Origin of the sequence: Salinisphaera sp. Q1T1-3, from assembly GCF_003602005.1 — a bacterium.
Classification (GTDB): domain Bacteria; phylum Pseudomonadota; class Gammaproteobacteria; order Nevskiales; family Salinisphaeraceae; genus Salinisphaera.
Genome location: NZ_QZWD01000006.1, coordinates 1 through 24448 on the forward strand (window position 1 = coordinate 1; position 24448 = coordinate 24448).

The 24448-nt window shown below is 65.7% G+C and carries 16 protein-coding genes and 1 pseudogene; 7 read left to right on the plus strand and 10 right to left on the minus strand.

The window, feature by feature from the left end; translation table 11 throughout:
• Window positions 1-218 precede the first annotated feature (218 nt).
• On the plus strand, window positions 219-1691 hold the full coding sequence (locus tag D3260_RS07200) for a mannitol dehydrogenase family protein (RefSeq protein WP_120097915.1): 1473 nt from the start codon (window positions 219-221) through the stop codon (window positions 1689-1691).
• A gap of 136 nt (window positions 1692-1827) precedes the next feature.
• On the plus strand, window positions 1828-4113 hold the full coding sequence (locus tag D3260_RS07205; protein WP_233543999.1) for a TonB-dependent siderophore receptor: 2286 nt from the start codon (window positions 1828-1830) through the stop codon (window positions 4111-4113).
• 509 nt (window positions 4114-4622) lie between these two features.
• On the opposite strand, the gene D3260_RS07220 is transcribed toward D3260_RS07205, so the two are convergent.
• A complete protein-coding gene (locus tag D3260_RS07220; RefSeq protein ID WP_120097919.1) occupies window positions 4623-5669 on the minus strand; it encodes a 3-oxoacyl-ACP synthase III family protein in 1047 nt (348 codons plus the stop codon).
• 198 nt (window positions 5670-5867) lie between these two features.
• The gene (locus tag D3260_RS07225) at window positions 5868-6248 is read right to left on the minus strand and encodes a rhodanese-like domain-containing protein (protein WP_120097920.1); all 381 of its coding nucleotides are present in this window, start codon (window positions 6246-6248) and stop codon (window positions 5868-5870) included.
• Window positions 6249-6465: 217 nt separating this feature from the next.
• Here D3260_RS07225 and D3260_RS07230 point away from each other — a divergent pair, with 217 nt between their 5' ends.
• From D3260_RS07230 to fhuB, 3 genes are read left to right on the plus strand one after another with little or no spacing between them, the layout of a single operon-like run.
• Entirely contained in the window at window positions 6466-7233 is a 768-nt protein-coding gene (locus tag D3260_RS07230; protein WP_120097921.1) for an ABC transporter ATP-binding protein, read from the plus strand.
• A complete protein-coding gene (locus D3260_RS07235; protein WP_120097922.1) occupies window positions 7230-8198 on the plus strand; it encodes an iron-siderophore ABC transporter substrate-binding protein in 969 nt (322 codons plus the stop codon). The genes D3260_RS07230 and D3260_RS07235 overlap by 4 nt, the downstream gene beginning before the upstream one ends.
• Window positions 8195-10174 (plus strand): Fe(3+)-hydroxamate ABC transporter permease FhuB, encoded by a 1980-nt coding sequence (gene fhuB / locus D3260_RS07240; RefSeq protein ID WP_120098065.1) that lies wholly within the window; start codon window positions 8195-8197, stop codon window positions 10172-10174. The genes D3260_RS07235 and fhuB overlap by 4 nt, the downstream gene beginning before the upstream one ends.
• Here the strand turns inward: fhuB and D3260_RS18065 are convergent.
• The 5 genes and pseudogenes from D3260_RS18065 to fhuF form a co-directional block, all read right to left on the minus strand.
• Window positions 10149-11221: pseudogene (locus D3260_RS18065) on the minus strand (multicopper oxidase domain-containing protein). The gene fhuB and the pseudogene D3260_RS18065 overlap by 26 nt on opposite strands.
• Window positions 11133-11393 (minus strand): hypothetical protein, encoded by a 261-nt coding sequence (locus D3260_RS17235; RefSeq protein ID WP_147418125.1) that lies wholly within the window; start codon window positions 11391-11393, stop codon window positions 11133-11135. The pseudogene D3260_RS18065 and the gene D3260_RS17235 overlap by 89 nt, the downstream one beginning before the upstream one ends.
• 948 nt (window positions 11394-12341) lie before the next feature.
• Window positions 12342-14624, minus strand: coding sequence for a TonB-dependent siderophore receptor (locus D3260_RS07250; protein ID WP_158583430.1), 2283 nt, complete (start codon window positions 14622-14624; stop codon window positions 12342-12344).
• 215 nt (window positions 14625-14839) lie between these two features.
• The gene (locus D3260_RS07255) at window positions 14840-16489 is read right to left on the minus strand and encodes a multidrug ABC transporter permease/ATP-binding protein (protein ID WP_120097924.1); all 1650 of its coding nucleotides are present in this window, start codon (window positions 16487-16489) and stop codon (window positions 14840-14842) included.
• A 51-nt stretch (window positions 16490-16540) separates the two neighbouring features.
• Entirely contained in the window at window positions 16541-17293 is a 753-nt protein-coding gene (gene fhuF, locus D3260_RS07260; protein ID WP_120097925.1) for a siderophore-iron reductase FhuF, read from the minus strand.
• A 180-nt stretch (window positions 17294-17473) separates the two neighbouring features.
• Here fhuF and D3260_RS07265 point away from each other — a divergent pair, with 180 nt between their 5' ends.
• Window positions 17474-19033: an NAD(P)/FAD-dependent oxidoreductase gene (locus D3260_RS07265; RefSeq protein ID WP_120098066.1), complete on the plus strand. Its 1560-nt coding sequence runs from the start codon at window positions 17474-17476 to the stop codon at window positions 19031-19033.
• Between the two features lie 55 nt (window positions 19034-19088).
• Here D3260_RS07265 and D3260_RS07270 read toward each other — a convergent pair whose 3' ends face one another.
• Window positions 19089-21617, minus strand: coding sequence for an ABC transporter permease (locus D3260_RS07270; RefSeq protein WP_120097926.1), 2529 nt, complete (start codon window positions 21615-21617; stop codon window positions 19089-19091).
• A complete protein-coding gene (locus tag D3260_RS07275) occupies window positions 21610-22299 on the minus strand; it encodes an ABC transporter ATP-binding protein (RefSeq protein ID WP_120097927.1) in 690 nt (229 codons plus the stop codon). Before D3260_RS07275 ends, D3260_RS07270 begins: the two co-directional genes overlap by 8 nt.
• Before the next feature lie 2 nt (window positions 22300-22301).
• Between D3260_RS07275 and D3260_RS07280 the strand changes: the two genes are divergently transcribed.
• The gene (locus tag D3260_RS07280; RefSeq protein ID WP_120097928.1) at window positions 22302-22985 is read left to right on the plus strand and encodes an arylesterase; all 684 of its coding nucleotides are present in this window, start codon (window positions 22302-22304) and stop codon (window positions 22983-22985) included.
• On the opposite strand, the gene D3260_RS07285 is transcribed toward D3260_RS07280, so the two are convergent.
• On the minus strand, window positions 22976-24445 hold the full coding sequence (locus tag D3260_RS07285; RefSeq protein WP_120097929.1) for an amidase: 1470 nt from the start codon (window positions 24443-24445) through the stop codon (window positions 22976-22978). The two genes, D3260_RS07280 and D3260_RS07285, sit on opposite strands and share 10 nt — an antisense overlap.
• Between the last annotated feature and the right edge of the window lie 3 nt (window positions 24446-24448).

Genomic DNA, 24448 nt, shown 5'->3' on the forward strand with positions numbered 1-24448 from the left:
GCCCAGATCGCGCCGCACCAGTCGGTGGCGATGGGTGAGAGCGTCACGCTGGGCTGCGCGGCCGACAAGCTCTATCTGTTCGATACGAACGACGAGAAGGCGCTGGTCGGCATCGATATCGCGGCTGCCGATCGCGGCGCTGCCTGAACCGCTGATGATTTTGCGACGGCGGTGGCGCCCGGCGTGCCGTCGTTGTCTTTCGCACGAGAGAGTCCGCCATGCCTGCACTGAATGACAAGACCCTGCATACCCTCGACGAGCGCGTAGCCACGCCGGACTACGACCGAAGCCAGGTCACGACCGGCATCGTGCATTTCGGTGTCGGAGGATTCCATCGCGCCCATCAGGCCATGTATCTCGATGCGCTGATGAACGACGGCAAGGCTCTGGACTGGGGGATCTGCGGCGTCGGCGTCATGCCGAGCGACAAGCGCATGGCCGATGTCATGGCCGCCCAGGACGGACTGTATACGCTGGTTCTCAAGCATGCCGACGGGACCTACGAGCCGCGTGTGGTCGGCTCGATCGTCGATTACAAGTTCGCGCCGGATGATGTCGAGGACGTGCTCGAGACGATGGCGGCCGAAACCACGCGCATCGTCTCGCTCACGATCACCGAGGGCGGCTATAACTTCCATCACGTCACCGGCGAATTCGATTTCGACAACGCCGACGTGGCCCACGATCTGGCCGATGGCGCGGCGCCGAAGACTACCTTCGGTCTGGTCACGGAGGCGCTGCGGCGGCGACGGGACCGGGGCGTCCCCCCGTTCACGCTGATGTCCTGCGATAACATCCAGGGCAACGGTGATGTCGCCAGGAAGATGTTCACGGCCTTTGCCGAGGCCAAGGACGCCGAGCTCGGGGCCTGGATCGTCGACAACGTCCACTTCCCGAATTCCATGGTTGATCGCATCACCCCGGTGACCACCGATGGGGACCGGGCCGAGGTACGCGAGCGGTTCGCCATCGATGACGCCTGGCCGGTGGTCTGCGAGCCGTTCACCCAGTGGGTACTGGAAGATCACTTCAATCTCGGTCGGCCGCCGTATGAAGAGGTCGGCGTCCAGATCGTCGATGACGTCATGCCCTATGAGCTGATGAAGCTGCGCCTGCTCAACGCGAGTCATCAGGCATTGACCTATTTCGGTTATCTGGCCGGCTATCGCTATGCCCACGAAGTCTGCCAGGACAAGCTGTTCGCCGACTTTTTGATGGCCTACATGACACACGAGGGCCAGCCCACGCTGTCACCGGTGCCGGGCGTGGATCTCGAGGATTACAAGAAGACCCTGATCGCGCGCTTCTCCAACCCGGAGATTCGCGACACCCTGGCACGGTTGTGTGCCGAATCTTCCGATCGCATCCCGAAATGGTTGTTGCCGGTCATCCGCGAACAGCTGGCGGCCGGCGGTGAGATCAAGCGCAGTGCGGCGGTCGTGGCGAGCTGGGCACGCTATGCCGAAGGCACTGATGAAGCCGGCGAGCCGATCGAAATCGTCGACCGCCTCGCCGACGATCTGAAGACGATCGCGGCGCGCAACCGCGAAAACCCGACGGCGTTCATTGAGAACCGTGAGGTGTTCGGCGATCTCGTCGACGAGCCGCGTTTCGTGGCGGCCTACAAGGAAACACTGGCGCGACTGCACGAGCAGGGCGCGCGCGCGGCCATCGAGGTGCTCGTCCGGTAAAGAGCTCAGGGATGCTGCCTGTCGCATGCGCGTATTGCAAATGAGAAGTATTTGCAATAAAGTTCTGTCTCGATTTTGACGCGCTGCAGGTCAGCGCGTGGCGCCTTCCTGCGCCGATACGAGGGGACGAGGCATGATGGGACAGGTAGGGGCGCATACCAGCTTGCGTTGCGGGTCGGTGAGCCTGTCGAAGGTTATCGCGATTGTCTTGTGCTTGCCTGTTACAAGTGCGTGGGCCCAGGACAATACCGCGCCGGTACCGGCACCGGACGTTGCGCGCGCGGACGGGGCGGTCGCTGCGCCCGAATCAAGCGATACGGATACTGATCGCGGCACCGCTGATGCCACCACGCTCGGCACCATTGATGTCGTCGGCGAGGCTGTCGGTGGGAACACCGTTCCGCCCGCGTATGCCGGTGGCCAGGTGGCGACCGGCGGGCGCATTGGTGCGCTTGGCGAGAAAGACGCGGCAAATGTGCCGTTTTCCGTGATCAGCTATACCGATCAGCTGATCAAGAACCAGCAGGCCTCGACGGTTGGCGATGTCCTTCTGAACAACGCTTCTGTGCAGCAGGCGTTCGGCTTCGGCAATTTTGCCCAGATTTTTCTTGTGCGCGGGTTTCGCTTGGCCGGCGACGATCTGTCTTTTGGTGGCCTTTACGGGGTCTTGCCGCGCCAGATCGTGCAAACCAATTTCGTCAATCGTGTCGAACTGTTTCTCGGCGCCAACGCGTTCACCAATGGGGTATCGCCGACGGGTAGTGGTGTCGGTGGCCAGGTCAATCTCGAGCCCAAGCGTGCTGAAGATCAGCCGACGCGGCAGTTCACGCTGGGCTATGCATCCGATGCCCGCTTCATCCAGTCGTTTGATCTGGGCCAGCGGTTCGGTGACGACAAACAATTCGGCGCCCGACTCAACGTACGGCACGAGAAAGGCGATACCGCGATCGATGGCGCAAATCTCGGGGATACATCCGTTGGCCTGGGGCTCGATTATCGAGGCGAGCGAGCTCGTCTGTCGTTCGACTTCGGGTATCAGCGCCAGCACATCAAGCACGGTCGTTCGGTGGTCTACACGAGCGGGTTGACGGGCAATGAAATTCCAGCGCCGCCCGACGCCTCGACGAACTATGCACCGTCGTTCAACTCCTCTGAACTGGAAAACGAATTCGGCATGCTGCGGGGCGAATTCGATATCACGAATCACTGGACCGCGTATGCGGCAGTGGGCGCCAACCACGGCAAGGAAGACGGGCAGTATGGCTCGCCAACCGTCACCAATCTGAATGGAGATGCCACGGTATCCCGCCTTGGCGTACCGTACGAGACCCATGCCTTTACCGGGCAGGCGGGGCTTCGCGGCGCTTTCGATACCGGGGCGATCAGTCATCGGATTGCTCTCGGCTACTCGGGCTATTATCAGCGCTCCGATACGGCCTACACGCTGTCGGACACGGTCGATACCAATATCTACGAGCCGCGGAACATCGGTTATCTGCCGACGCTTTTTGAAGGCGGGGATCTGGATGACCCGAACGTGCGCAATCGGGTGCGTTCGAGCGGTTGGTCGTTCTCCGACACGCTCGGCTTTTTCGGCGATCGTGTATTGGTGACTGCCGGCGCGCGTTATCAGGCGAATCACGTCTTCAATTACACCTATGAGGGCGAGCCGTCGGGCGGGGCCATACGCGGACACGACGTCTCGCCGGCCTACGGTATCGTTTACAAGCCGACCTCGTGGGCCTCCTTGTACGCCAACCACATCGAAGGACTTCAACCAGGTGACGCGGCGCCGTCGGGGGCTGCCAACGTCGGTGAAGTGGTTGGCTTGGTCGACTCCTCCCAGTACGAGGTCGGCGGCAAGCTCGATTTCGGGACCATGGGCGGCAGTCTGTCCCTGTATCAGATCCGCCAGCCTCAGGGGTATATCAACGACAACGGCATCTACGGTTACTTTGGCGACCAACGCAATCGCGGTGTCGAGCTCAACGTTTACGGCAAGCCGACCGAGCTTTTGACCATCAATGCCAGCGCCACGTATATCGACGCCGATCAAGTCGATACCAACAATCCGGCCACCGATGGGCGCACTGCCGTCGGGGTTCCCGATTATCGGCTTGTGCTGGGCGGTGACTACCAGCTACCGGGGGCGCCGCGGTGGCATCTCAACGGCCGTGTCATCCGGTCGGGTAAGCAATATGCCGATGCAACCAACGATCTGAAGGTCGATGGCTGGACCCGGGTGGATCTCGGCGTGCGGTACAGGATGCCCTTGGGGCCGAACGATGCCCGCAATATCGTATGGCGAGCCAACGTCGACAACGTTGCCGATTCGGACTACTGGGCATCGGCGCAGGGCGGGTATCTGTCCCAGGGCGAGCCGCGAACGTTCAAACTCTCCGCCACGGTCAATTTCGACTAGGGCCGGTTAATATGTCCCGCGTGCGCGGCGCCGGCGCTCATTTTTTTGCAAGACAAGACTACGGACGTGTACGGCCGTCACTCTGGCGTCGCGAACGACAACGCCGGATTGCGCAAGAAATGACCGCCGTCCCGTCGGGTCGCGCCCGAAATCGCGCCCTGCGCGCCTTGCCGGATCATGATTTTGGGCAGCAACCCGACCCGCGCGGATCGGGTTGAAAGGGCCTGGGACAGCTTGAGATCTCGCACGCGTGTCCGATGTCCGGCGCGAGCCGTCGGATCGTGGCGTGTCTCGATGAAGGCTCGCCGTGCCGGCATCGATCTGCGATCGATCGGCCCTCGTTGGACCGGTCGCTGCGGGACAGGTCGCCACGGCACCGCCGCCGCGAATCTTCGAGTCGGCGGACAAGCGGCAGCCGGCCCGCGTAATCGACTGCCGGTGTCCTTCGATCGGTATTGGCCTGTCGTTGTTCGACCGCGTATGCGGCCTGTTTTTTTAAGCGATGTGGCTCAGTCCTGCGGACTCATCAGAAAATCGGCGGGCAGGCGCACGAGCGTGGCACCCCAGGACAGCCCGACGCCGAAGCCGACCAGCAGGACCAGTGCGCCCGGCTTGATCTGGCCGGACAGCACGGCGCGCTTGAGCGCGATCGGCACGCTGCAGGAGACGGTGTTGCCGATATCCTCCATGCAGACCACGAATTTTTCTTCGGGCAGTTTGAGTCGCTCGCGAATACCGTCGAGCACCATGGCGCTGGCCTGGTGCGGTACGACGGCATCGACATCGTCGAGCGTGATGCCGGCTTTCTCGCAGGTCTCATGCACGGCGCGGGGCACTTCGCGCAGCGTGAATTCGACCACGGCCCGACCGTTCATGAAGATGTTGTTGTCCGAGCGGACGTTGCCGTGGCGATCGGTGTATTCCTCGGCCTCGGCCCGGGCACTGCGCCTGCGCATGCCCGAGGTCGGCACGATGAGATCTTGCGCGCCCCGGCCGTCGGTGCCGTAGACGAACGGGCCGATCCGCGGCTCGCCGTCGGCTTCGCGATCGGTCAGCAGGGTCGCTGCGGCTGCATCGCCGAACAGGGCGCGCACGCTCTTGTCGCCGGGGTGGACGAACTTCGAGTAGGTATCGGCGGTGATGAGCAATAGACGCTTGGCCTGGCCGGACTCGATCAACGCCTTGGCCACGCCGAGTGCATAGATATAGCCGGAACAGCCCAGGTTGATGTCCAGCGCACCGATATGGGTGGGCAGCCCCAGCCGTTGCTGGACCAGGCAGGCCGTGGTCGGGGCCAGGTAATCCGGCGTCTGGGTGGTGAAGATCAGGTAATCGATCTCCTCGCGGGCCACGCCGGCCTTTTCGATCAGCCGTTCGGCAGCGATGACGCCGAAGTCCGAGGCGCACTCGTCGTCCGAGGCGACATGGCGCGCGCGGATGCCGGTTTTTTCAGCGATGCGCTCAAGTGGCCAGTTCGGAAAGCGCGCGGCGATCTCTTCGATCGATTCGGTGCGCGCCGGCAGCATGTATTCGACGGCGTCAATGACAGCAGGCATCGGACCTCTATCCGGCTGATCGGGTGATGCGATCGGGCATCGCACGTGCCCGGTCGGTTTGTTTCGTCGACGCCCTGAGCTCGACGCCGGCGCGGCGACGCGCACAATATCCGCGTCGTGGTCGATAACGTCAACGCATGCGCACGCCCCGGCGTCTCGACATTACCGAATATGGCGCCGGGGGGCCACAGGCGGGGTCTATTCGACCGGGTAGCCGGCCGCGGCCCAGTCGGCATAGCCGCCGCCCATGGCACGGACGTCTTCATACCCGCAGGCCCGCAGGATCTCGGCCGCGCGCTCGGCCCGTGCGCCGACCTTGCAATAGGTGACGATCGGTTGATCCAGCGGCAGATCGATCTCGGGGTCGCTGGCCAGCAGCGGCAGCGAGATATGACGCGCCGCGGCAATATGGCCGGCCTGCCATTCATCGACCTCGCGCACGTCGATGAGGACGGCGCCGTCAGTCTGTGCGGTACGAGCAGCGTGATGATCGATCATGGGGGTGTCTTCGGACAGGTAGGGGGCACGGGGATCGTCTCGGTCGCTCGCGCCGATGAATTGGCGGATGCGCTCGAACATGACGGGCTCCGTCTGATATAGGTGGAAGGTGCAATGATCGACAGGTTACGCGACCTGACACGCGCTGTCCGCTGTCCGCTGTGCTTTCGCGGTGTCGCCCGTCGGCAACGGGCGACGGTGCGGGGATATCGCGATTCGCTCTCATTGATACTCATTCGTATCTGGCTTATTCTCGGTCCGTCATACACGGTGCGCGGCTAGCGCATCCGGAGCCGTCATGTTCGAAGTCAATGCCTGCCGTTTCGAAGTGCAGGGGCGCTGCCTGCTCGAGGCATCCGACCTGCGCTTCAGTGAAGGCAAGGTCTACGGGCTGATCGGACACAACGGGTCGGGCAAGTCCACGTTGTTGAAGCTGCTGGCGCGTCAGCAGTGCGCCAGCTGCGGCGAAGTCTGTCTCAACGGCCGTGCCGTGGATACGTGGGGGCATCGCGAGTTCGCGCGCAACGTGGCCTATCTGCCCCAGCATCTGCCCAGCGCGGCCAGTCTGACGGTGCGCGAGCTCGTCGCCTTCGGGCGCTATCCCTGGCATGGCCTGCTCGGACGCATGTCCAAGAAGGACAAGGCCGAAGTGGGTCGCGCGCTGGAGCGCACCCAGACCGAGCAGTTCGCCGACCGGATGGTCGATACGCTGTCCGGCGGTGAACGCCAGCGGGTCTGGCTGGCCATGCTGCTGGCCCAGGGCAGCCGGTTCCTGTTGCTCGATGAGCCGCTCTCGGCGCTGGATATCGCGCATCAGGTGGATACGTTGTCCCTCATTCGCCGGCTGTGCAGCGATCTCGGCGTGGGCGTGATCATCGTGCTGCACGACGTGAACATGGTGTCGCGCTACTGCGACGAGCTCGTGGCACTACGCGACGGTCGGCTGCTGGCCCAGGGCACCCCGCGTGAGCTCATGCAGGACGCCACCCTCGAATCCATCTACGGCATCCGCATGAGCGTGATGGCGCATCCGACGGATCAGCATCCTATCGCTGTCGTACAGTGACGTACGCCCCGGTTGCAGGCCTGTGCCGGCGCGGGCCCGGCATCGTCGCGCTCGTCGGTCTGGTACTGGCCCTGTTCGGTCTGGCGGCCCAGGCGTCGGCAGCGTCGCGTGACACGACCGATGACGCGAGTCCCCCGACCCCGAGACTGGCCACGCTGGATTGGGGAATCGCTCAGAATCTGGTCGCCATGGGCGTGTCGCCGATCGCCGTGGGCCAGACGGCCGGCTATGCCACCTGGGTAGCGGATCCGCCGCTGCCGAAGGGCACGTGCAATCTGGGCAATCGGGCACAGCCGAATCTGGAGTTGCTCGATCAGCTCGACCCCGACCGGATTCTGATCACCCGGTTTTATGCGCCGGCGGGCCCGCGGCTGAAGCAGATTGCGCCGGTGACCAGCGTCGATACCTACGGCCAGCCGGGCGATGTCTGGACCAACACCGTCGATGCCGTGAAACGGCTTGGCCAGATCGCCCATCGGTCGGCTGCGGCACAGGCATTGATCGCCCGCGTCGAGTCTGATGTGCGCAAGGCTGCCGATCAGCTGCCGTCGTCGACCAAGCCGTTGCTGGTCCTCCAGTTTTCTGGCCCGCAGCACGTGCGGGTCTACGGCCAGGGCAGCCTGATCCAGGCCACGATGCAACGCATGGGCCTGACCAGTGCCTGGCAGGGCGAAACGACACCCTGGGGATTTTCCTACGTGCCGATCTCGCGACTGGCCGAGATCAAGACCGGCCAGATGGTCGTGGTCGGGCCGATACCGGTCGGGATCGCGGAACAGATCAAGAACAGCCGCGTCTGGCAGAGTCTGCCGATCGTCAAGGATGCACCGGTGCTCTACATACCGCAGGTCTGGAGCTTTGGCGGACTGCCGTCGGCCACGCGCTTTGCGCGTCTGATCAGCCATGCGCTGCGTGAAGCGCCGGCCAGTGGCCCGGGATGGCCTGTGAAGGCGGCCGGGGCATGAATCGCCGACCTCGTATCACGCCCGCCCGCCTGTGCGGGTTTCTGGGGCTGCCGGTCGTGGTGTTGGCGGTCGCGGCGCTGCGGGCGACCACCGAGGGCAACCTGCAGGCGATCTGGGCCGGGCCGGGCGCCGACGACATCACATCGGTTCTGGTCTATTTCAGCTGGTTGCCGCGACTGGTCGTAGCGCTCATCGCCGGCGCCGGGCTGGCGCTGGCCGGTGTTTTGATGCAGCAGACGCTGCGTAATCCGCTGGCCTCGCCGACGACACTCGGCGTGGCGACCGGTGCCCAGGCCCTGCTGCTGGTGGCGACTCTATTCGCCCCCGGCCTGTTGATCTACGGGCGCGGTCTGATCGCCTTCATTGGCGGCGCGCTCGCGGTGGCATTGGTGTTCGCGCTGGCCTGGCGACGGGGATTGGCGCCCACGGTCCTGGTGTTGGCCGGGCTGGTGGTCAATCTTTATCTCGGGGCGGTATCGCTGGCGCTGATCCTGTTCAATCAGGAAAGCCTGCATGGCCTGATGATCTGGGGCGCCGGCTCCCTGGCACAGCAGAACTGGTCGGACGTGGTGCATCTGGCCCCGTGTCTCGTCATCGTCGCGCTCGGCGCCGGTATTCTGTCGCGATCGCTGGCCTTGCTGGATCTGGACGAGGTCAACGCCCGCAATCTGGGCGTGTCGATGCTCTGGCTGCGGACGGTCAGCCTGGGGCTGGCCGTGTTCGTCACGGCCAGTATCGTCTCGCGGCTCGGATTGATCGGCTTCATCGGCCTGGCCTCGCCGGCGATCGTGCGTCTGGCCGGTGCGCGTACGCTCAAGGCCCGGCTGATCTGGTCGCCGCTGTTCGGGGCGTTGCTGCTGACCCTGACCGATCTCGCGCTGCAGCTCATCGCCGGGCGCAATGCGGCCCTGATTCCCACGGGGGCGACCACGGCAGCGCTCGGCGCGCCGTTGTTGCTCTGGCTGGTGCCGCGGCTGTCGATGAACGCGCGCTCGCCGAACACGAATGCGCCGCCGCCCATACCGCGTCGCAACGCCCCGTGGCGGCTCATCGGCTTCGCCGTGGTCGCCACACTGGTGATGATCATCATTGCGCTGTTCGCCGGGCGCGATGCGCACGGCTGGAATGCCCCGTTCGCGCTGCCCTGGGCAGAGACCGGTCACTGGCGGGCGCCCCGCGTGCTCGCGGCCGGCATGGCCGGAATGCTGCTGGCGCTGGCCGGAACGCTCATCCAGCGGGTCTCGGGCAATCCGATGGCCAGCCCGGAAGTCCTGGGCGTGAGCGCCGGCACCGGCATGGGGTTGCTGGCCCTGATCTGGTTCGTGCCGGGCGCGGGGACACTGGCGCTGCTCGGCGCCGGGACCGGTGGCGCGCTGACCACGCTCGTGGTGCTGATCGCCATCAACGCCCGCTCGGGCTTCGAGCCGGAGCAGCTGCTGTTGACCGGTATCGCCGTCATGTTCGCCTTCGATGCCATTCAGCGAATCGTGTTGGCCGGCAACGATCCGCGGACCCAGTCGATGCTCGCCTGGGTTTCGGGATCGACCTATTTCGTCGACATGCACACGGCGATCGTGATTTCTAGCGTCGGCCTGGTGCTGGTGGCGTTGGCATGGCCGCTGGGTCGCTGGCTCGACGTTCTGCCACTCGGTGAGCTGGTCTCGCGTGCGCTGGGTCTGCATGTGACGGTCAGCCGGGTGGTGTTGCTTGGCCTGGTGGCCGTGCTCACGGCGGCGGCCACGCTGATCGTCGGGCCGCTGTCGTTCGTCGGCCTGCTGGCGCCTCATCTGGCGCGCCTGTCCGGATTGGCCCGTGCCCGGCCACACATGGCCGGCGCCATGGTGTTTGGCGCCTTGTTGATGATCGCGGCCGACTGGGTGGGTCGACAGGTCATCTTCCCGAACGAGATACCGGCCGGCCTGGTCGCCACCCTGATTGGCGGCAGCTATTTCATGTGGCGTCTGCGACGACTCTGACGGCCGCGCGCCGAATACGATCAAAATCGGCTGGCCGGTAGTCCCGGCGTGCCAGCTGAAACGCCATGACGTGGTCCGAAGCGCCCGATGTGAAACGCAGCCGGCGGCGGGGCGGCTCGGTGTCATCGTTGTGCGTTGCCGGACGTGGGTCACAGCCTGGGTCTGTGTTGGCTGAAACGCGTGAATCGGCGATGTCGATCAAGCATGGGCGGTGCCGAAAGGAGCATTGTCGTGTCTGCTCGGGGCAGGCGCTCTGCCCGGAGAGCGGTTCACATGCCCCGGCAGTCTGACTCGGTGCGCGTGTGTTGCACGGCGACAGACGCTGCCCGACATCTTTATCTGGGAAGAACATAGTGGCCAGACCGATCTCCCCGAAGCTCCAGTCGTTCAGCACGAGCACATACTCGCGTTCGGCTGGATGGCGTTCGCCGCCTGCCGGGTGAACGACCAGTGGGCCGGTCTGGCCGATCTGCTCCTGAAAACCGGAATGGCTGTGATACCAGTAAGTACCGGCTTGACGCAGCGGAAAGGCCGCCTCGAAGGTTTCACCGGCCGGGATGCCGGGAAACGCCACACCGAGTACCCATCCTTCTGGAACGGCAACAGGAGACCGTGCCAGTGGATAGAACTCGTCTCATCGAGATGATTGTGGACGCGTAGGCGCGCCGTCTGGCCTTCCCAGAGCTCGATCAAGGGGCCAGGCGTGCTGCCGTTGAGGGTGATGGCCGAGGCTTTTGCGCCGGCAATGTGAATCCGCTGGCGCCGGATATGCAGGTCGAAGACCACTCGCGCGGCTGCCCGGCGCCGACCGTCGCAGCGGCAGGTGACAGATGGGGCATACGCGGGGCGCGGGCGGTGCGCGCATAAGCGGGCAGCAGACTCGCGAGGCCGGTCAGAGCGACAGAAGCACCGAGACCGCGCAGCAGCCGCCGGCGCCCTGTGTCGAGCGTATCGTTTGTCATGCGGGGGCTTCCTCACGACGGCAGTCATAGGGCACGCGCGCTCGGCGATGAGCGTGAAAAAGGGGCGTCTCGCCACGTCCGACATTACTGGCGTCCGGAGAGATGGCGCGGTGTGATTGATTGAAAGCGCGGGCAATCGACTCGCAGGCATCGGCAGCTCCGAGATGGCTGCTCGAATAGTCCGCCTCGGTCTCGCCAGGCGCGGCCAGGCCTGCGCCGGCCCTGATCGTGGCCGACGCGGTCTTGGAAATGGTCATGGAGATGTCTCGTGCGCGTGTGCCGGCACGTGCCGCAGCACATGCCGGCGCGATCAAGAGAACGGCGGCGCGTTCAGCGCCGGCCGGGCGGTCGGTTCAGACCGGCCGGCGAGACGGCGGACGATACGGTGTCGTGTGGAAACCGGTTTGCAATGGCGCCGTCATTGATCGTGGCCCCGGGACCGCGGCACGTAGGGACGTGCCGGTAGACGCCATGCTCGGCAGGCCGGGCGGCGAACAATGACTGGCCGGATTGCAGCAGGGTAGGCCGGATGTATCGCTGGCCGCGGGGGCTGCATGATCGATGCTCGTAGCGGCCCTTGCAGACAGCGTTGCATTCGAAACCTCGTGCTGGTCGAAAGGCATGGTGGCCATGGCCGTCGGGGCCAAGGCGGCCTGCCAGGTCAGAATCAGCACGATGAGGATTCGGGCACCCATGTCGGCAGATTATTAATCCGGCACCAAAACAGCTGACGACGTCAGCTGTTTTCAACGCCATCGAAAGATAAACGCCGGCACTTGTCCGTCTTTTTATTTTCAATGGCTTCACGGCCGTTGGCCGTGGCGCGCGTGCTTTCGCACACGCGCGTTATCAACCCGAAGAATCATCTATTTTTATGCCGGGTTAATAGCGAGCCCGCCGCCGGGCGGCAACCGGTAAAACAAGCGCGCTACGGACACGATAGCGGTACCGCGCTTGGGCTGGCGCCGCGTGCGAATGCACGAGTTTCCGGACGAAGGCAGGCCCGAGAGCCCGGCGTTCATTCGGATTGGGCCCAAGACCGGCGACGGCGCCAGTCGCACGGACAAGAGCCCGTCTGTCATGCAGCCGCGTTTCGCCCGCGACCGATCGGCTTGCGCGACAAGTTGGCGCAATATCGGCAGTTGGCGCGGTCAAGTACCGCAAGGGGCGGCCCGGTGTGGCGGGCCGCTCTGGAGTGCGCCGGTTTATTGCCAGCGGTAACTCACGCTCGCGGTGGTCCGGCGTTCGGCGCCGTAGTAGCAGAAGGTCTCGGCAGACAGGCAAGAGGCGACGTAGCGCTTGTCGAACATGTTCTGCATGTTGACCGCGACGCGCCAGCCTTTCAGGCGTTGCGACAGGGCGCCGAGCGTGTAATGCACCGTGCCGTCGAAGACGGTGTAGTCCGGCACTTCCGCCGTGTTGGCGTTGCCGATCGGCTGGGTGCCGACATAGCGCACGCCGAAACCGCCGCCCAGGCCCTGGAGCCGACCGGTCGGTTGGGTGTAGTCGAGCCAGACCGAGCCGGTGTAGGTCGGCGTTTGGTTGAGTTCGTTGCCGCGATTGCCTTCGTCCGAGCGCGTGATCTCGGAATCCAGATAGGTGCCGGCCAGTGACAGATCGAGGCCGGCGGCAAGGCTGGCCTTGGCTTCGATCTCGGCGCCCTTGACCTCGACTTCGCCGGTCTGGGTCACCGTGCCGTCGGGCAGCGTGTCGCCGGTGACATTCTTCTGGCGAATCTTGAACAGGGACGCGGTGATCAGGGCATCGATGCCGTTCGGCTGGTATTTCACGCCGATTTCGTACTGGTTGCCCTGCGTCGGTTCGCGCACGTTGGGCGAGACACCGTCGGTGCTCGGCGGTTGGAACGACTCGGTATAGCTGAAATACGGCGACAGGCCGAAGTCGAAAGCATAAAGCGCGCCGGCCCGCACGGTGGCCGAATAGTCGACCCGGTCTTGATGGTCGTTGGTGTCGTAGATCGTCTGCGCGGTCTGGATCCGGTCGTAGCGGCCGCCGCCGATGAGTACGAGGTTGCCGAGCGCGATCTGGTCCTGGAGATAGTAGCCGAGCTGGTCCTGGTCGAAACCGTAGTGCTGGGTCGACGGATAGACGATGCGCTGGTGGTAATCCGGATCGTCGAGCGAGAGCGTCGGCGGGAGCGACGACGGGGTCGTGGCCGTCGCGGCGCTGCCGTAACCGTATTGTCGATTGGCGTTGAGGTTCTGGTAGTCCATGCCGGCAAGCACGGTATGGCCGAGCGGGCCGGTATCGAAGGTCAGCAGCAGTTGGTTGTCGACCGCGATGCTGTCCAGCGACTCGTCCGAGACGACCGACCCGCGGGTCAGCGCGCGCTGGGTGGCCGGATCGGCATAGCCGCGGGCGTAGACGCTGTGATACTGCACCTCGCTCTGCAGATAACGCAGATTCTGTCGGAACTCGACATGCTCGTTGAAGCGATGGGAGAACTCGGTGCCGATCTGTTTCTGTCGGCGGTAGAAGCTGTCGAACCCGCGGTCGCCGACGAAGAACCCGCGTGGGATACGCGAGCCGTCATCCCTTGGGTTGACCGTGCCGGCGTAGGGCAGGCCGCCGGGGGAGCCGACCTCCGGGTCGTTGCGATACTCGGCCATGACCGTCAGTTCGGTGGCATCGGAGATATCAAAGGTCACCGACGGCGCGATGGAAAACGTCGAGGTGTCCGGTGTCGCTCGCAGACCGTCCTGGCGTCCGCCCACGCCCACGACGCGATAACGCACGTTGCCGTCGGCGTCGGCCTGGCCGTTCAGATCGAAACCGCCGCGCACGCGCCCGTCGTCACCGCCCTGGACAAAGACCTGATTGACGGCATCTTTCGACGGTCGCTTGGATACGAGATTGACCACGCCGCCCGGCGGCGTCTGGCCGTAGAGTACCGAGGCGGGGCCTTTGAGGATATCGACCCGCTCGAGCAGAAATGGATCAACGCGGGGGATGGTGTAGAAATAACCGCCCAGACGCAGGCCGTTGAGATAGAGATCCGGGCTGAAACCGCGCAGGTTGAACAGATCATAGCGATTCTGGCCCGCCCCGCGTAGCTCGGGCACGCCGCCGCTGCTGTAGCGTAGGACCTGGCTCAGGCTGGTCGCGTTCTGAGCCTCGATCTGATCGGCCGTGATCGTGGTCACCGCCTGGGGGACACGAATCAACGGGGTATCGGTCTTGGTGGCCGAGCGGTTGCGCTTGGCAACATAGCCATCGACCGGGGCGGTGGCGCTTTCAAGCAGTTGCCCGACCACATCGATGCTCTCCAGTCGCGTGTTGGGCGTGGTGGCGGCATCGCCAGCCGAGGCGGTCATGTTGTCACGGGTCGCCGCTGGCCGGGGTGGCGTATCAGGGGCAGCAACGGCGTTCGGCACCGAACTCAGGCTCAACCCGCAGACCGTGCCGATCAGCAGCGGGAAACGCAGGTCGAACCGCGATCGGCCGGCAAGAAACCATTGATGCCCCATGATATCCATCCCCCTAAATGCGAATTATTCTTAGTATCATTCAGCAGGCATGATCGGTCAACAACGACCGTTGGCGCGCCTCACGACGCCAACCGATGTGGCTTGGGATGAGGCGATCATTTCCGGGTGGGCCTGTCGCATGCGCCGCGATTCGATGCCGGTATCGGGCATGCAGGCCTGGGCAGCCGACGCGGTGACGGCTGGGCATAAACCGGTCAGCTGATTCGCGCCACGGCGTCCTGGCTGGCGGCATGACGGGCGTCGCCCGTCAGCTCGACGAGGCAGCCGGCGCGCATTTCCAGCAGACGGTCGGCCGCGGCGAAATAGGTATCGTCGTGGCTGATCGCGACCACGGTATGCCCCATGTCGCGAAACGCCGGCAGCAGCTCGTGATAGAACACGCGGCGGAAGATCGGGTCCTGGTCGGCGGCCCATTCGTCGAGCAAGAGAATATCGCGACGCTCGGCCAGCGCCGTGAGCATGGCCACGCGCTTGCGCTGGCCCTGCGACAGACGGGTATCGAGCAGAGTCGCGCCTTCGCGTGAGAGCTTGCCGTCGAGCTGCAAACGCTGACACCAATGATCGATGAAGGCGTCATCGGCCCGATCGCCGTCGGCGCCGAGCAGGCGGTCGAACAGATGAAAATCGGTGAACACGGCCGAGAAGAGACGACGTATACGGGCTCGATCGGCGGTGACGTCGGTGTCGTCGAGCATGAGCCGACCGCCGCCCGGCGCAGAGAGACCTGCCAGCAATCGCGCGAAGGTGGTCTTGCCGGACCCGTTGCCGCCGATGATGAAGACCAGTTCACCGCGCTCGAGCGTGAAATCGATCGGGCCGATGGCAAAGCCGTTATCGTCATCGGCGTCGTAGACGAACGTCGCCTCTGCCAGGGCGATACGTTGCCAGTCGACTGTCTCGGGTGTCGTGTCGAAATCGGCACGATAGGGGGCAAGTTCGAGTGCTGCCAGTTTGTTGAAGGCCACCTGGGCGTTGAGCAGTGTCGGCAATGCGCCGACGGCCGAAATCATCGGCGTACGCAGGAACAACAGCGTCAGCGCGAAGGTGGCCGCGGTGGCATTGGAGGCCCATGCCAGCCCGTTGGCCAGAAAGAAGACCAGGCCGATCGCCCCCAGCATCATGATGTTCGTCCAGTTGCTGGCCGACAGATGATAGGTGTCCGCGCGGATGATGTGATGCCGATAGGCCAGGGCATCGCCTCGGAAGCGGCGTTCGTAGATATCCGCCGCGCGCTGACGGTTGAGCGCCAGTTCCTTGCGCCCGTGAATGATCGTCTCGTAGTCGTCGTAGAGCGCGTCCTCGGATTCGCGAACCTCGTGCAGATGGGCATACACCCGGCGTACGAGCCAGGCGCCCACGGCCATCGTGGCCGCAATCCAGATCGCGGCCAGCAGCAGAATCGGCATCGACAGCCAGCCGAGATAGACCACGCTGGCCAGCGTGAGCACGACGCCCTGTACCAGCTCGGGCAGGCGTACGAACGCGATGGTCACGTTGCGCACGTCGGCGGACAGGCTGGCCAACAGCGCTGCGGAGCCGATCGTCTCCAGACGCGCGATGTCGGTTTCCATGATCCGGCGGACCAGCCGCGCGCGCAGATGGTAGACGAAGTAATGGCCCAGCGTGGTCAGGCCGAGCTGGGCGCCCAGGGCGACCACGAGCAGCAGCAGGATCAATCCAAAGAATTCGGGCAGGGCGGCCAGCGTGGCGTCGCCGCGCTCGATCAGGCGCTGGTTGATGAAGGCGATGACACCGATGCCCAGAGCCGCGTTGGCCAGGCTGGCGAGCATCACGGCAGAAAAGGCGAGTCGATACTCGCGCATCACCAGGCGCAGTAGATCCATGGGCTTCGGTCGGGGCTGTGGGCGGCGCGGCCGGGACGGGCGCGCCAAGCGTCATGCCTGATCGGCGAGTGCGCAAGCCGGCTCGCGTTTGACCGCACGCGGACAATTCGAGCAAAGCCCCCAGCAGGCATCCAGATCGCGCACGCAGCACAGGCGTCGACACTCGCTCGCCGGTTCGCCGTTGCCGTCGCAGCAGCCCTGCGGGAGCGTCTTGAACGGGGCATGAAACGGGTTGAAGCCACCGTCCGGGCGCGCAGCGCTCTCGACCAGGTCCCGGGCCGCGGCAAGCGCATGTCGCTGGCCGCGTCGCTGGCCTTCAAGCTGTTCGAGTGCCCAGGCGAAGTACATCGAGGCATTCGATGCATAGACACGCCTGGCCAGGCCGGCGCCGGCACAGAGCGCGCCGATGACCGGCGAGATTGCATCGTCGATGAGCGACGAATAATCATGCCCCGTGCCCACCGGTCCCAGCGGATCGGCGGCGAAGACGAAACCGGCTGGCGTGCCGTCCTCGCCCCGCGTGAACGCCCAGGGCGCGGTTCGGAAATCGATCGCCCGATCGAGACAGCACTGCAGCACGAGCGAGGGGATGACCAGCCGCGCGAACACGAACTTGGACCACTGCGATGCCACGGCACGCGGTTCACAGGCCCCGCAGGAGCGGCTGTAGCAGGACAGCATCGGCGTGATCGCGGTGGCATCGGCAAGTGCTGCGGACGGCGAGGCCCCGGCCGGTTCGTCGGGCTGGATGACGAACAGCGTGCGGGCAAAGCTCAGGTTGTCGTGAAAGCACTCGGGATGCATCGCGGATCGACCATGTCCTGGATGCGAATAATTATCGATACGTTAACCTGATTGTGGAGCCAGGACAAAACATCGGCATACTGATCGATCTGACAAGTGTTATTGTCAGATAATCCGAAGATTGCTATTTTCAGAAATGCGGCCGATATGCCGCCCGCTCTTTATGCGACGGAGTTCGTCATGGCTGCCATCAGCACGCTTTCCAGGCTCAATCCACTGGCGCGCCAGCGCATCGATACCGACATGGATATCGTCATCGTCGGCGCCGGTTTTTCCGGGCTCGGCATGGCCATCCAGCTCAAGGAAGCGGGCATCGACGATGTCACCATTATCGAGCGTGCCGCCGAGGTCGGCGGTACCTGGCGGGACAATCACTATCCCGGAGCGGCCTGCGATGTGGCCTCGCACCTGTATTCGTTCTCGTTCGAGCAGAACCCGAACTGGTCGCGCGCGTTCGGTCAGCAGCCGGAGATTTTCGACTACATCAAGCGCACGGCGGCCAAGTACGATCTCTATCGTCATATCCGCTTCAACACGACGATCACACGGGCCTGGTTCGATGAGACCGAGGGCCGCTGGCATGCGATGACCGATACCGGCGAAGCGCTGACCGCGCGCGTGGTGATCTCGGCGGTCGGGGCGTTGTCGGATCCGGCCTATCCGCGTATCGAGGGGCTGGAGACGTTTCAGGGCAAACTCATGCATACCGCCGCGTGGGACGACAATTACGATCTGGCCGGCAAGCGCGTCGCGGTGATCGGTTCCGGCGCCTCGGCGATCCAGGTGGTCCCCGAGATTCAGAAAGCCGCGGCGCGGATGACGGTCTTCCAGCGCACGCCCAGCTGGATCATGCCCAAGCCCGATCGGCCGATTCCGGACAAGGAACAGGCTGAATATGCCGAGCACCCGTTCCAGCTGCACAAGCGGCGTTTTCGGATCTACTGGATGAGCGAGCTGTTCGCGCCGTTCATCATTTCCGATCGTCCGTTCTTCAAGAAGCGCGCGACGAGGATCGCCAAGAGCCACATGCGCAAGCAGGTGCCGGACCCGACGATGCGCCAGACCGTGACACCCGGCTACGCGATCGGCTGCAAGCGGATTCTCATCTCCAACGACTGGTATCCGGCGATCCAGGCTGACAACGCCGAGCTGATCGCCGACGGGCCGGCACGAATCACCGCCAACGGCATCGTGACCCGGGACGGGCGCGAGATCGAGGTCGATGCGATCGTCTGTGCGACCGGTTTCAAGGTGCCTACCAAAGCCGCGCCGTTTCCGGTCCAGGGGCTGGGCGGGCGCGATCTCAACACCCAATGGGAGGACGGCGCCGAGGCCTACAAGGGCGTGGCGGTGGCCGGTTTCCCGAACCTGTTCTTCCTGATGGGCCCGAACACCGGGCCGAGCCATACCTCGGTCCTGGCGTTCACCGAAATGCAGATGGAATACATCGCCAAGGCCATCGGCCACATGGCACGCCACAGGCTCAAGTGGCTGGCGGTAAAGAAGACAGTTCAGGATCGCTTCAATCGCGGTATCCAGAAACGCATGAAGCACACATCGTGGACGTCGGGTTGCACCAGCTGGTATCTGACGGATTCCGGCAAGAACACGACGCTTTATCCCGGCTTCAACTGGGAATATCGGATGCGGCTCTGGCTTTTCCGGTCCGGCGAGTACGACGCCAAGCCGATGGGCCGCGGCGCCGGCGCAAAGACCGCGGCGTCACGCCGGGCCGCCTGAGGGGCGGCAACGCGGTCACGTGCGAAGTGTTAACACGCCCTGGCGCGGCGGCCGTTCAGCTGCCGCCGCGCAAGGCCTGCCAGGCCGGCTGGCGTCGGACATCGCCGAGGGCGGCGACGCCCGCGGCTGCGATCAGCCCCACGGCGATGACGACGGCCAGCAGCCAGACGCCGAGTCGAGAAGCGTAATCGACGTGCAACGCATAATGGGCGATCAGCCCGGCGGCGAGCCGGGCCGCCAGCGCTGCCGAGCCGGCGGTGATCGCGCCGATGACCAGACATTCGCTCCAGGCCGCGCGGCGCAACCGGGCCGATGTCGCCCCGAGCGCCCGCAGGACCGCGGCTTCGCGACGGCGTGTCTCGCGATGCACGCCCATGGCTGCTGCCAGCACCACCAGCCCAGCCGCCAACGTGAAGCCGAAGACGAGTTCCACGGCCAACGTCACGCGATCGACCAGGGTCTGCACCCGGGCGAGCAGCGCCGTGATATCGATGACGTTGAGGTTGGGATAGGCACGAACCAGCGCGGCCAGAGCGGCTTCCTTGCCGGGCGGCAGATAGAAGCTGGTGATCCAGCGCACCGGGTAGCCGTCGAGCCCGCCGGGCGGGACCAGCACGAAGAAATTCGGTTGCAGGCTGGACCAGTCGATCGAGCGGATACTCGTGATCTCTAGCGTCAAGGCCTGGCCGGCGACATCGAAGGCCAGCCGATCCCCCACGCCGATATCGAGCCGGCGCGCCACCGACTCGGCAATCGAGGTCTTGATCGGGCCGTGGTCGGCCGCGGTCTGGTGTTCTGCCCACCAATGGCCGGCCACGATCCGGTTGTCGGCCTTCAGTTGGTTGGTCCAGGACAGATTCAAGGCGCGCTCGGCCAGCCGGCCAGCCTGTTTTCTGAGGGCGGCGTCCCGGTCCAGTGTCTGGCCGTTCACGGCCGTCAGCCGCGCCCGCACGATCGGGTAGAACGTGGGCGTATTGATGCCGTGTTCGTGCAAAAGATCGGCAATGCCGCCGCGCTGGTCGGTATTGACGTTGATCACGAAACGGTTCGGTGCATCCTGGGCGATCCGGGTCTGCCAGCCGGCCAGCAGGTCGCCCCGGACGACGACGAGCACGAACAGCACCGTCAGCCCGAGGGCCACGGCCACACACTGGACCATCACCGTCGCCCGGCGACGCAGCACGCCGTCGAGCCCGAGTCGCAGTGCGCCCGGCAGACGCACGTCCAGGCGTTGACGCAGTCGGGCCAGTATCGCCAGCAGGGCCCAGGCGATGAGTGCGAAGGCCGCGGCCGCGCCAGCGAGGCCGGCGAGCACCCAGCCGGTGAGCGCGATGTCGCCGGTCGCCGCCGCCGCCATGACGGCGACGCTCGCAATCGCGGCGCCATGGATAGGCCAGCGACGGGTCGTGCCCGGGTCGTTGCTGCGTGCCAGGACACGCGCCGGCGGCGTGGCCAGCGCCGTGCGCTGGGCCGGCCAGGCAAAGCCTGCGATCAGCACCACGGCCGTGCCGATCGCCGGCCAGCTCGCCCACCAATGCCCGGCCGGCAGGGCGATCGTGAACAATGTGTCGATCACGCGAATCAGCCCGTAGGCGACGGTCTCGCCCAGCAGCCAGCCGGCGACGAGCCCGACCGCACCGAGCAGGGCGAGCTGGGTGGCCAACAGGCGACGAAGCACGCCGCGTGCGGCACCGAGCGTCTTGTAGAGCGCGATGGCATCACGCTGGGCTGCGGCGTGCCGGGTTGCGCACAGGGCAATCGCCACACCGGCCAAGACCACCGCAGCCAGGGCGGCCAGGTTGAGAAAGACCGCGGCCTTGTCCATCGCCGCCGCCAACCCGCGATTGGCCGATCGAGGATCGACGAGACGCTCGCCGGGCGCAAGCGTCGGTGCCAGCTGCGCGCGTACCGCGGCGATCGCTGTCGGTGGGCCGCCGATGAGGGTGTCGTGATCGAGCCGGGCGCCCGGGCCGGTCAGGCCGGTGGGGGCCAGATCGGCCGTGGCCATGAGCACGCTCGGGGCTGTGTCGAACAGGGCCGAGCCGCCGCCGGGGCTTGCGGTGACGAGGGCGGCGACGGTCAACGTGGTATCGCCCACGGCCAACCGGTCGCCGAGGCCGACGTTCAGCCGTGCTGCCGCCGCCGGGGCGATCCAGACCGTGCCGCGCGCCGGTCCGTGGTCGACGTCGATCGTTCGGCCATCGCGTTCGAGCGTGATCGCCCCGGCCAGCGGATAGTGCGGCGATACCGCGGACAGGGAAACCCGCAACAGGCGATCGCCCGCGGCCAGCGCAGTGTTCATCTGTACGCGTGTCGCGGTGTCGAGGTTCGATCCAGCCAGCAGGCGGGTCTGTGCCGATGAGGGCGGGGCGTCCGAGGCCAGCACCAGGTCGGCGCCGAGCGTGGTGGCGGCCTGGGCCACCACGGCGGCGTCCACGCGATCGGTCAGCCGGGTCACGGCCGTGACGGCGGCAACGGCGACGATCAGGGCCGCCACCAACAGGCGAGCCGCGCCGGGACCGGTCAGGGCGCGCCGGGCATCGCGGGCGGCCAGCCGCAGGCCCGGTCGGGCGGGGTTAGGCATGATCGGCGACCAGGCGTCCGTCGACGAGCCGCAGACATCGATCGCAGCGCGCGGCCAGCGTGTCGTCGTGGGTCACCAGCACCAGCGTTGTGCCATGGGCAGTGTTCATCGCGAACAGTCGCTCGATGACCTGTTCGCCGGTCGCCCGGTCGAGGTTGCCGGTCGGTTCGTCGGCGAACAACAGATCCGGCTGACAGGCAAAGGCCCGGGCCAGGGCCACGCGCTGTTGCTCCCCGCCGGAGAGCTGGCGCGGGGTATGTCCGGCGCGGGCGGTCAGGCCGACGTCGGCGAGCAGGGTAGCGGCTCTTTCGCGTGCGGCCGGGCGGGCCGTGCCGGCCAGCTCCAGGGCCAGCATCACGTTCTCTTGTGCCGACAGGCCGTCGAGCAACTGGAAGGACTGGAAGACGAAGCCGACACGCCCGGCTCGCCAGGCCGCGCGCGCGTCCTCGTCCAGGCCGGCGAGATCGCGGCCGAGCAGGGTGATGGTGCCGGCACTCGGCACATCCAGGCCGGCCAACAGCGCCAGCAGGCTCGATTTGCCCGAGCCGGAGGTCCCCACGATGGCCAGTCTTTCGCCGACGGCCACTGCGAGATCCAGCGCCTCAAGAATCGTCAGTGTCTGGTGGCCGCTGGTGACGGTCTTGGCTATGTTGTTCGCTTGAATCGCGTACGGAATCGACATCGATGACGACTATCCTGCTACAGGGCCGGGGGCGGTTGATCCACGCACGGTGCATCGCGGCGTGGGTTTTGCTGCTCTGTGCCTGGAGTGTGGCCGGCACGGCGGCGGCAGCGCCCACGGTGCTGGTGTTCGGAGACAGCCTGAGTGCCGCGCATGGGATGGCGCAGTCGCAAGGCTGGGTCGCACTCATGCGCAAGCGCCTGGCACAGTCGTATCCGGGCACGCGGGTGGTCAATGCCAGTGTCTCCGGCGAAACCACGGCCGGCGGGCGCGAACGGTTCGATGCGGCACTGCGTCGGGCCGAGCCGGATATCGTCGTGCTCGAACTCGGCGGCAACGACGGCCTGCAGGTCCTCGATACCCGGGCCATGCACGACAATCTGGCGGCCATGATCGAGGCCGCCCAGCACGCCGGCGCGCGCGTGCTGCTGCTCGGCATGCGGATTCCGCCGAACTTCGGCCCGGTCTATACGACACGGTTTCATGCGGTCTTCGAGAGCCTTGCGCAACAGTACGACGTGGCTTACGACCCGTTCTTCCTGGCGCCGATCGCCGACGATCGCAGCCATTTCCAGTCTGATGGCATCCACCCGACGGCGGCCGTACAGCCCGTGCTCGCCAAGCGTGTCATCGCCGACCTGCAGCCGTTGCTCTCGTCCGCCCACCGCCAAGGCGATCAGTCGTAGCCCGGCGGCCGGTCGGCCGTCAGACCGAGCTCGCGCAGGGCGTCGGCGAACGCAATCGTGGTGTGATCGTGGCCGTAATCGCCGACGATCTGTACGGCGATCGGCAGGCCTTCGGCCGTACGCCCGATCGGGGCGACGGTCGCCGGCAGGCCAGCCAGTGTCGCCGGCGCGATCCAGCGGAAGAGCTGACTATAAGGCTTGTCGCGGCCGTCGATATCGATGGTGCGGTCGAACAGGTTGCCGGCCTGCTGATGCCGGATCGCCGGTACCCCGACCGCCGGCATGAGCAGCACGTCGTGCGCGGCGAACAGCGCGTGCCAGTCCGCGCGCAACCGGGCCCGGGCCTCGTGATCGGCGACCCAGGCGCGATGGCTGCCGGTGGCCCGCGAAACGAAGCCGCCGAGTGTGCCGCGTTCGGTACGGCGCAGTACGGATAACAGGGCCGCACCGCGTCGGGCCTTGTTGTACAGCTTGTCCGGCAGCCCGCCGCCAACCAGGGCATTGAGCAGCCGATCGTACAGATCGTAGCCCGGCTCGAACCCGCCCGGCAGATCGCCCAGGGCGCTCAGTTCGGCCCCGGCCGTGCCGAGTCGGGTGACAAGCTGCGCGAGTGGGCCACGCACGGCCTCGGCGACCGGTGCGGTCTCGTCTTCGAGATAGGTGGCGATCCGAAAATCCGCGACCCGCCGCATGCGCGGCCGCGGCAGGCGGACCTGCCAGGCCGCGGCGTCGATCGCGCGTGGCCCGGCGATCACATCCAGCAGCAAGGACAGGTCGCGCGGGTGACGTGCCAGCGGGCCGGCCACGCACAGATCCGGTTCGGCCATCGTGCCGGGTGGACCGGGCACATGGCCGCGCATCGGCACCAGGCCATAGCTGGGCTTGTGTCCGTAGATGCCACACCAGGCCGCCGGCGTGCGGATCGAGCCGGCCAGGTCCGAGCCGAGCTCGACCGGGGTGATACCGGCCGCGACCGCCGCGGCCGCGCCGCCGGATGACCCGCCGGGCGTCCGGGCCGGGTCCCAGGGATTGTTCGTCGTGCCGTAGATGCGGTTGTAGGTCTGCACGTCCTGGGCCAGTCGTGGCGTGTTGGTCTTGCCGAAGACGATCGCGCCGGCAGCCTTGAGGCGCGCGACGGCATCCGCATCGGTGTGGCTGACGTGATCGGTCAGCCGCGGTTCGCCGACCACGGTCGCCAGGCCGGCGACCTCGAACGTGTCCTTGATCGTCATCGGCACGCCGTGCAGCGCGCCTCGGGATTCGCCCGTGGCGAGCGCGGCATCGGCGGCATCGGCTGCCGCCCGCGCGCCTTCGATATCGGTGACGACGACGGCGTTGAGCGGCCCGTTGCAGCGCGTGTAACGCGTCAGATAATGCTCGAGCGCGGCACGACTCGTCGTCTCGCCGGCCGCGATGGAAGCGGCCAGCTCGCCGGCCGACAACGCGTGAATCTCAGGCATGGG

Coding starts and splice junctions, on each gene's coding strand:
- D3260_RS07200 (WP_120097915.1), top strand. CDS start 219: ATGCCTGCACTGAATGACAAGACCCTGCATACCCTCGACGAGCGCGTA.
- D3260_RS07205 (WP_233543999.1), top strand. CDS start 1,828: ATGGGACAGGTAGGGGCGCATACCAGCTTGCGTTGCGGGTCGGTGAGC.
- D3260_RS07220 (WP_120097919.1), bottom strand. CDS start 5,669: ATGCCTGCTGTCATTGACGCCGTCGAATACATGCTGCCGGCGCGCACC.
- D3260_RS07225 (WP_120097920.1), bottom strand. CDS start 6,248: ATGTTCGAGCGCATCCGCCAATTCATCGGCGCGAGCGACCGAGACGAT.
- D3260_RS07230 (WP_120097921.1), top strand. CDS start 6,466: ATGTTCGAAGTCAATGCCTGCCGTTTCGAAGTGCAGGGGCGCTGCCTG.
- fhuB (WP_120098065.1), top strand. CDS start 8,195: ATGAATCGCCGACCTCGTATCACGCCCGCCCGCCTGTGCGGGTTTCTG.
- D3260_RS17235 (WP_147418125.1), bottom strand. CDS start 11,393: ATGACCATTTCCAAGACCGCGTCGGCCACGATCAGGGCCGGCGCAGGC.
- D3260_RS07250 (WP_158583430.1), bottom strand. CDS start 14,624: ATGGGGCATCAATGGTTTCTTGCCGGCCGATCGCGGTTCGACCTGCGT.
- D3260_RS07255 (WP_120097924.1), bottom strand. CDS start 16,489: ATGGATCTACTGCGCCTGGTGATGCGCGAGTATCGACTCGCCTTTTCT.
- fhuF (WP_120097925.1), bottom strand. CDS start 17,293: ATGCATCCCGAGTGCTTTCACGACAACCTGAGCTTTGCCCGCACGCTG.
- D3260_RS07265 (WP_120098066.1), top strand. CDS start 17,474: ATGGCTGCCATCAGCACGCTTTCCAGGCTCAATCCACTGGCGCGCCAG.
- D3260_RS07270 (WP_120097926.1), bottom strand. CDS start 21,617: ATGCCTAACCCCGCCCGACCGGGCCTGCGGCTGGCCGCCCGCGATGCC.
- D3260_RS07275 (WP_120097927.1), bottom strand. CDS start 22,299: ATGTCGATTCCGTACGCGATTCAAGCGAACAACATAGCCAAGACCGTC.
- D3260_RS07280 (WP_120097928.1), top strand. CDS start 22,302: ATGACGACTATCCTGCTACAGGGCCGGGGGCGGTTGATCCACGCACGG.
- D3260_RS07285 (WP_120097929.1), bottom strand. CDS start 24,445: ATGCCTGAGATTCACGCGTTGTCGGCCGGCGAGCTGGCCGCTTCCATC.